Genomic DNA, 7,462 nt, shown 5'->3' with positions numbered 1-7,462 from the left:
AAAAATGTACATGATTACATTGACATTTATACTCTGTTCCCATACTACTCTTGTTCACCCCAGTATGGGCATCGAGCGGACCTCTCTCTCCTCTTCTTCACCCGACTATGGGCATCGAGCGGCTCTCTCTGTTCCCATACTCTTCTTCTTCAACCTAGTATGGGTATTGAGCAGGCCTTTCTGTTCCCATACTACTCTTCTTCAACCTAGTATGGGTATTGAGCTGGCCTTTCTGTTCCCATACTCCTCTTCTTCAACCTAGAATGGGTATCGAGCGGACCTCTCTGTTCCCATACTCCTCTTCTTCAACCTAGCATGGGCAACGAGCAGGTCTCTCCGCTCCCATACTACTCACCTTCACCTTACTATGAGCAGCAACTGGGTTTACAGTTACATTAAATAATCTAAAACACCAAAAAACCCCAGAAATAAACTCTCCGGGGTTTTATCATAACAATCTATAAAATAACACTCTTAACGAACGCCAAAGAAACGCTTAATCTTCGTAAACATGCCTTTTTCTTTATTATCTAAATGCTGCAACGGTACGGATTCACCAAGGATTCGGCGAGCAATGTTGCGGTAGGCGATGGATGCTTTGTTGTCTGGATTCAAGGCAATTGGCTGCCCGTGATTTGAAGCCTTAATGACTTCATCATCATCCGCGACAATGCCGATTAAGTCAATTGATAGATGTGTGGTGACTTCATCAATATCCATCATGCCTTTTGATTCAACCATATGGCTGCGAATTCGGTTGATGATGAGCTTCGGTGGTTCAATGCCTTCTTCTTTTTCAAGAAGACCGATAATTCGATCTGCATCACGAACAGCGGATGCTTCTGGTGTTGTTACAACGATCGCCTTATCAGCACCAGCAACGGCATTTTTATAGCCTTGTTCAATCCCCGCTGGACAATCAATAATGATATAATCATAATCTTGTTTTAAATCGTCAATCAGCTTTTTCATCTGCTCTGGCTCAACGGCTGTTTTATCCGTCGTTTGCGCAGCAGGTAAGAGGTAAAGCTTGTCCTCAAAACGCTTATCCTTAACAAGTGCTTGATGGATTTTGCATCTACCTTGAATCACATCAACCAAATCATAGATAATCCGGTTCTCGAGCCCCATCACTACGTCTAAGTTACGTAGTCCTATATCCGTATCAACAAGACAGACTCTTTTACCTTGAAGGGCCAAAGCTGTCCCAATATTGGCTGAAGTTGTTGTCTTACCCACCCCGCCTTTTCCAGATGTAATTACGATTGCTTCTCCCACTCTAGCGGCCTCCTTCGAATCTAGTTAAATTTGGTCTTTGCTGAATCAATGCTTGTAATCTATCAACAATAATTTGGTTATTTTCGGATATATATGCACACTCCATTGACCTTCCATCCTCATCGGAGCTGTGGTCAGGAGCACGATTGATGCTATCACTTATGCGCAGCTGAGATGGTTTCATAACCGAAGCCGCGATTACCGCCTCGTCATTCCCCTCACAACCTGCATGGGCGATTCCCTTCAGACTACCCATTATAAAAATATTTCCACTCGCTTTTACGGTACCACCAGGATTTACATCGCCGATTAAAAGTAAATCACCTAGTACCTCAACTACCTGACCTGAACGAATTACACGAGCAATGGAGACAATTTCTCCTTCTCGTTTCAACCGTTCCGCATCTTCCTTTGTCAGGACGTTTGTTTCAATATCATCAACAATAAGGTTTCGCTTTTGGCGGATTAAATCCTTTAGCTCCTCCTTCTGTTCTTCAGATAAGTAGCGATTGCCGACTTTTACCTTTACGGTTAAAAGTTTATTATCCTCCTGGACACGGCTTGAGTTGGATAGCTTGCGATCTAACTCCTGTTTCAGCTCCTCATAGGAGCATGTATCATCGAGATGGAGTGTCAATCCGTCTTTAGTTCCTTTAATTGTCACATTTTGTGTCTTTTTCATACAAGATGTTCACCTCAATGATAAAAGAAATTCGACATCGGCTTGCAAATTCCTTTTTTATAGTAGCAACAGAATGATTTTTCCAATAAAAAACTCGCTAGGACCATTGTAACAATCCCCTGCAGAGACGCTTCGCAAATAACAGTGAATTAAGCCTATTAATCATTCCGTAAAGCATCAGCAAATTTTTCAAATTGTCGTTTAAGAGGAAACGCTGCGAAAATGACAAAGATTAGATTCAATACTAAGGTTGGAACAAGGCGAATTTCCGCAAAGCTTGAAAAATCCATACTCGTAATATGAATCAACAAGTTCATTACATAAACAGCTGCCTCTAGAAAGGCAACACAGATTAAACTGACTAACGAAACCAACACAATATTCGTTTGAATAAGCTTCATGATTTTCCAAAATAGAAAAGCAGATAATGGAAAGAGAAAGAAATAAATACCGATAATTTCAGTATACACCATATCGAACAGCAACCCGAACACGAATCCATAAATAATTCCATGTTTCAAGCTACCATAAATCGTTAGAAAAAAGATTGCGATAATCAAGATTCTTGGGACAAAGATATAATCCCCATTAAAAATATCGGCCGGAAATAGTTGAGCAAACAATCCTTCAAACACAAATAGAAATGCAAGAAGAAGGGGAACTAAAAACCGTTTCACAGGTCATCCCCCTCGCTTTCTTGAGCTTCTTTATTTTCTTCAACTGCTTTTGGAATGGTCATGCCTCTCGTTAATATCATCACATGACTAATATTATAAAAATCAGCTTCAGGTTTTATATAGGCAGTCTGATTCAACCCAAATTGATCAGGAACTACTTCCATGACTTTTCCAATTGGAACATCCCCAGGAAAAACACCGCCAAGCCCGGAAGTTACAACCATTTCATCTTTTTTAATTTTCGCCTCGACCGGCAATCCTTTTAATAAGAGCCATTCATTTTCTTTATCATAGCCTTCAATCGTACCAAAGAGTTTTTTATCACCTTGCAAAGCTGCGGAAATACGGTTGGTTGGATCAAGCGCACTCAAAAGTTGAATTGTTGAAGTAAACGGTGTCGTACTCTTAACCTTCCCAATTAACCCTCGCGCTGTCATCACGGCCATATTCTTTTCTACCCCGTGTGACGAGCCTTTATTAACAATGATCACTTCATGCCAGAGGCGGTCCGGACTTCGAGAAATCACCGTTGCCTGCATTGGGTCATAATCGCCAATCGATCCTTCTATTTTTAAAATCTCGGTAAGCTCGGCGTTTTCTTGTTCAAGCGAATACACCTCAGCCTCAAGACGTGCCATGTCTTCGAGATGTTTCTTCAATTCTTTGTTTTCTTCATATGTATTTTGCAAGTCTTTTAGGTTCTCAAAAATACCGACTACATACTGTGTCGGCGTTGCTACGAGTGACTGTACCCAACCAGTCGTATCTTTCACAAATTTCTCCGGCCAGCTCAAATTCGCTCGGTCTCTTATCGAAAATCCAATCAATGCCACGAGGATAATAATGCTCACAAGCAAGATGATCAGGCGTTTATTCAGAAAAAACTGTGGCATCACTTACACCCCAAATTTCTATAAAAAATAAAGTCGATTTCATTATTAGGAGGAAGTGCCTTGTCCAAGCTTAATTGGTAAGGCACTTCCTTCGATATAAATTTGTTTAAATCCCAGCATCCAGTAACTACTGGACTTAGCTTTTCTAATTATCTAGATTCTTTTGCTCTATTTTTAAATAGTGCAATATTATCAAGTGCTTTTCCTGTACCGATTGCCACGCAATCTAGTGGGTCTTCGGCAATAAGGACAGGCATTTTTGTTTCTTCAGCGATCACTTTATCAAGGTTACGAAGCAAAGCTCCACCACCTGTTAAGACAATTCCACGGTCCATGATATCTGCCGCAAGTTCTGGCGGTGTGTTTTCTAGTGTCAATTTGACGGCATCAACAATTGAGTACACCGTATCATGAAGAGCTCCCGAAATTTCAGTTGCTGTAATTTCAATTGTTTTCGGTAGTCCTGTCAATAAGTCCCGACCACGAATCTCCATGTTTTCAATGCCATCTGGTTCGCCGGCAGCGCCGACTTCCATTTTTATGGCTTCAGCGGTACGCTCCCCAATCATTAAATTATAATTTTTACGAATATAGTTAATGATTGCATCGTCCATTTCATCACCAGCGACACGAATCGATTGAGAAGTAACAATCCCTCCAAGGGAAATGATGGCAACTTCAGTCGTTCCTCCACCAATGTCGACTACCATGCTTCCTGTTGGTTCCCATACAGGGAGGTTGGCACCAATCGCTGCTGCGAACGGTTCTTCAATCGTGAACGCATCGCGAGCACCAGCTTGGCGAGTCGCGTCAACAACGGCACGCTCTTCAACCGCGGTAATTCCTGATGGCACACAAACCATAACGTACGGCTTGCCAGCAAACCAGCCTTTATTTTTCGTTGCTTGCTTAATGTAATACTTCATCATCGTTTCTGTTGTTTCATAATCAGCGATGACGCCGTCTTTCATTGGGCGAAGGGCAACAACATTCCCTGGGGTACGGCCAATCATGTTTTTCGCGTCATTCCCTACAGCGACAATCGATTTTGTATCCGTTTGGAATGCCACAACAGATGGCTCCCTAAGGACGATCCCCTTTCCTTTCACATAAATCAGTGTATTAGCGGTCCCTAAGTCAATACCCAGGTCTCTTGTCCCAATTCCTAGCATGGTTGTATCTCCCTTTCTTAACAAAAATGCATTTAAAAGTTCATTATCTATGTTCACAGCGATGTCGTATTTTAGGCCATTTTTAGATGAACATACTCATCCTCTAGTAAAAACCATAAGATATATTATAGCGTAACGATAATTAAAATCCTAGTCTCAAACATAGCCTTTTTCCTTAAGACTAACAAATTTATTATCACCAATAATTAAGTGGTCTAACAAGTCGATCCCAATCATTTTGCCGCATTCCACAAGACGCTTCGTAACCTCAATATCTTCCCGGCTTGGCGAAGCGTCTCCACTAGGATGATTATGTGCACAAATAATCGAAGCAGCCGAACGACGCACTGCTTCGCGAAATACCTCGCGCGGATGGACGATACTGGCATTCAAGCTCCCGATAAAAATCGTTTGGCGGTGAATGATTTGATTTTTCGTATTCAAATATAGGCAAACAAAGTGCTCCTGTGAGAGATATTTCATATCATTCATTAAATATTTCGCGCCATCCTCTGGTGAACGAATCACATAACGATCTTCATGAGTATGACTCGCTAGCCGTCTACCAATTTCGACAGCTGCTAGAAGATGAATCGCTTTGGCACGGCCAATTCCTTTGATTGCGGTTAGCTCTTCTAGCGTTGCATCTTTAAGTAATCTCAAGCCTTCGAACTCTGCTAGCAGTCTGTTAGCAAGCTGCAACACCGATTCTTCTTTCGTTCCGGTTCCTAAAAGAATCGCGACAAGTTCATGGTTCGATAGACTTTGCGCTCCATTAAGAATAAATCGTTCCCGAGGGCGTTCATTTTGTGGGTAATCCTTAATCATAATTGAAGTGGTTTGCAATCAACTTTCCTCCCTATCATGGTGACAGGGAACAGTTTTAGAAGAAGGATGTAATTGGAAAGTAAGTTAATACGGAAGGACGTACCCAGCGCGTCGCAGTTCACGGACGGTTCTAGCTACCGGTAAGCCTACTACTGAGAAATAATCTCCTTTTATTTCTCGGACAAGGAAGCTCCCAAAGCCTTGTATCCCATAACCGCCTGCTTTATCGAACGGTTCCCCACTGCTTATGTAGGCGTCCATTTCTTCTTGAGACAGCTCCCAGAATACCACGTCTGTTTTTTCATAAAACTGAATTTCTCGTTCTGGGCTAATAATACATACACCTGTAAAAACGGAATGCGTTTGCCCGGAAAGCTTTTTCAGCATGAATAAAGCTTCTTCACGGTCGCTCGGTTTTCCAAGTATGTCTCCTTCATGAACCACAACCGTATCCGAACCGATAACAAATGCATCTGGTTCTTTTTCAGCAACAAAGCTTGCCTTTCGCGAAGCAAGTTCCTTCACAGCTTCTTCAGGTGTCAATTCAGGACTGAAACTCTCGTCAACATTACTGCTGGAAATTTCAAAAGTTAAGTGGAGATTTTCAAGAAGTTCTTTTCGTCGTGGAGAGGATGAGGCTAAAATAAGTCGTTGCATAACATCACCTTTCATATTCTTTGCATTTTTTTGGAGAGATACAAGTTAATCGTATCAAATCTCAGCACTTCTCACAATCTTTAGGAGATAAAAGAAGACAAAAAATTCAGGGCCTGTCGAATAGGAAGACAGACCCTGTTATTATGTTGTATTTCCCAGAAAATATACCTAGGAACTCGAAGGATATTTGTAAGTTTTTGTCACTATTTCCCAAGTGATTGCCAAGAAGCGAGAAATGCCAGGCTTTCCTTTTGAACTCCACTGTTATCCTTTGCTAGAAAGGCAGTTGCTCCCTTTTCGAGATTTTTCTTAGCAGCCTTGATTTCTTTATTATTGATTTTAGCTTCGTCTACCTTTTTGAGTTTCGCAAGTTGATCTTCAACATCCTTTGAATTAGCATAATCTCCACCTGAAAGGATAGCGAACAGCTCTGGTGCAATCGTCAAAACACTACTTTCTTCTTTTGTTAGCCCCTCTACGCTGAAACCTCCAACCTCAAGGGGTTTCGAAAACACTTCCGCTCCTTTACTTGCAAACTCAGCACCTACCACTTTAGCGTCTTCAAGAGAACCAGCCATTCCTAATAGCAATAGAAACTGTCCATTCACTGACACCGCTTGGGCATCAATCCCTTTGCCTTCAAGTTCTTTTCCCGCGGTATTGGCGGATTCTTCAGTGGAAAAAGCACCTCCCTGAACTACAAAGGTCGACAATGTAGGAAGTTCCACACTCTCTGTTCCGGTTCCACCCTCAGCTGGTTTATCTTTTGCAGGCGCAGTTGTAGCAGGAACAACAGTTTCTACTGCATCTGGTTTAACCGTATTCAGGATAATCATTCCAAATCCAAGGCCTAAAACCACTGCAAAAAGAATATTCAAAGCAATTCGTGGGAAAACACCTGATGAGTTTCCACGTTTTTTATTAGGAGGTTGCGGCAATCCCGGCAAACGAAAACCTCTTTGCTTCGTATCCTTCGGTTTTGAAACCACCTGAAAATCATTTCCATCCTCTTTTGATACTTCTGGCAAAACCCAGTCAAACGAATCATCAGCTGATTCTTTCGCAGCAGCTGTTTCGTTCCAAGCTTTAATCTTAGGTTTAGCCTCTGATTGAGTTGTACTTTCGGTGTCCTTATTGCTCTTCGGCTCTTCGTCCTTATGTGGGCGTTCCTTGCCGTTGATCTTTATCGTAATGGTTTTGTGCTTGTCCAAATGTCAGCCCTCCCGATTCCTGCACATAAAATTGGTTTAATCCTATCATATGCATAAAAAAAAA

Annotated in this window: 8 protein-coding genes; all 8 read right to left on the bottom strand. The window is 41.8% G+C overall.

Translation table 11 applies throughout. The annotated features are described in order from the left end of the window. Positions 1-474 precede the first annotated feature (474 nt). Entirely contained in the window at positions 475-1,278 is an 804-nt protein-coding gene (gene minD / locus H0185_RS20420) for a septum site-determining protein MinD (RefSeq protein WP_221875339.1), read from the bottom strand. 1 nt (position 1,279) lies between these two features. Further along, the gene (gene minC / locus H0185_RS20415) at positions 1,280-1,960 is read right to left on the bottom strand and encodes a septum site-determining protein MinC (protein ID WP_221875338.1); all 681 of its coding nucleotides are present in this window, start codon (positions 1,958-1,960) and stop codon (positions 1,280-1,282) included. 158 nt (positions 1,961-2,118) lie between these two features. Beyond that, complete coding sequence (gene mreD, locus H0185_RS20410) at positions 2,119-2,637, bottom strand: rod shape-determining protein MreD (RefSeq protein ID WP_221875337.1); 519 nt, start codon at positions 2,635-2,637, stop codon at positions 2,119-2,121. Next, the gene (gene mreC / locus H0185_RS20405; protein ID WP_221875336.1) at positions 2,634-3,530 is read right to left on the bottom strand and encodes a rod shape-determining protein MreC; all 897 of its coding nucleotides are present in this window, start codon (positions 3,528-3,530) and stop codon (positions 2,634-2,636) included. The genes mreD and mreC overlap by 4 nt, the downstream gene beginning before the upstream one ends. Before the next feature lie 149 nt (positions 3,531-3,679). Beyond that, positions 3,680-4,702, bottom strand: a complete 1,023-nt coding sequence (locus H0185_RS20400; RefSeq protein WP_221875335.1) for a rod shape-determining protein — start codon at positions 4,700-4,702, stop codon at positions 3,680-3,682. A gap of 156 nt (positions 4,703-4,858) precedes the next feature. Beyond that, a complete protein-coding gene (gene radC, locus H0185_RS20395; RefSeq protein ID WP_221875350.1) occupies positions 4,859-5,530 on the bottom strand; it encodes a RadC family protein in 672 nt (223 codons plus the stop codon). Between the two features lie 84 nt (positions 5,531-5,614). Continuing rightward, a complete protein-coding gene (locus H0185_RS20390) occupies positions 5,615-6,187 on the bottom strand; it encodes a Maf family protein (protein ID WP_221875334.1) in 573 nt (190 codons plus the stop codon). Between the two features lie 203 nt (positions 6,188-6,390). Further along, positions 6,391-7,398, bottom strand: a complete 1,008-nt coding sequence (locus H0185_RS20385; protein ID WP_221875333.1) for an SPOR domain-containing protein — start codon at positions 7,396-7,398, stop codon at positions 6,391-6,393. Positions 7,399-7,462 lie beyond the last annotated feature (64 nt).

Origin of the sequence: Mesobacillus maritimus, assembly GCF_019749255.1 — a bacterium.
GTDB classification, from domain to species: domain Bacteria; phylum Bacillota; class Bacilli; order Bacillales; family Cytobacillaceae; genus Mesobacillus_B; species Mesobacillus_B maritimus_A.
This window is presented reverse-complemented; position numbering and strand designations above follow the sequence as displayed.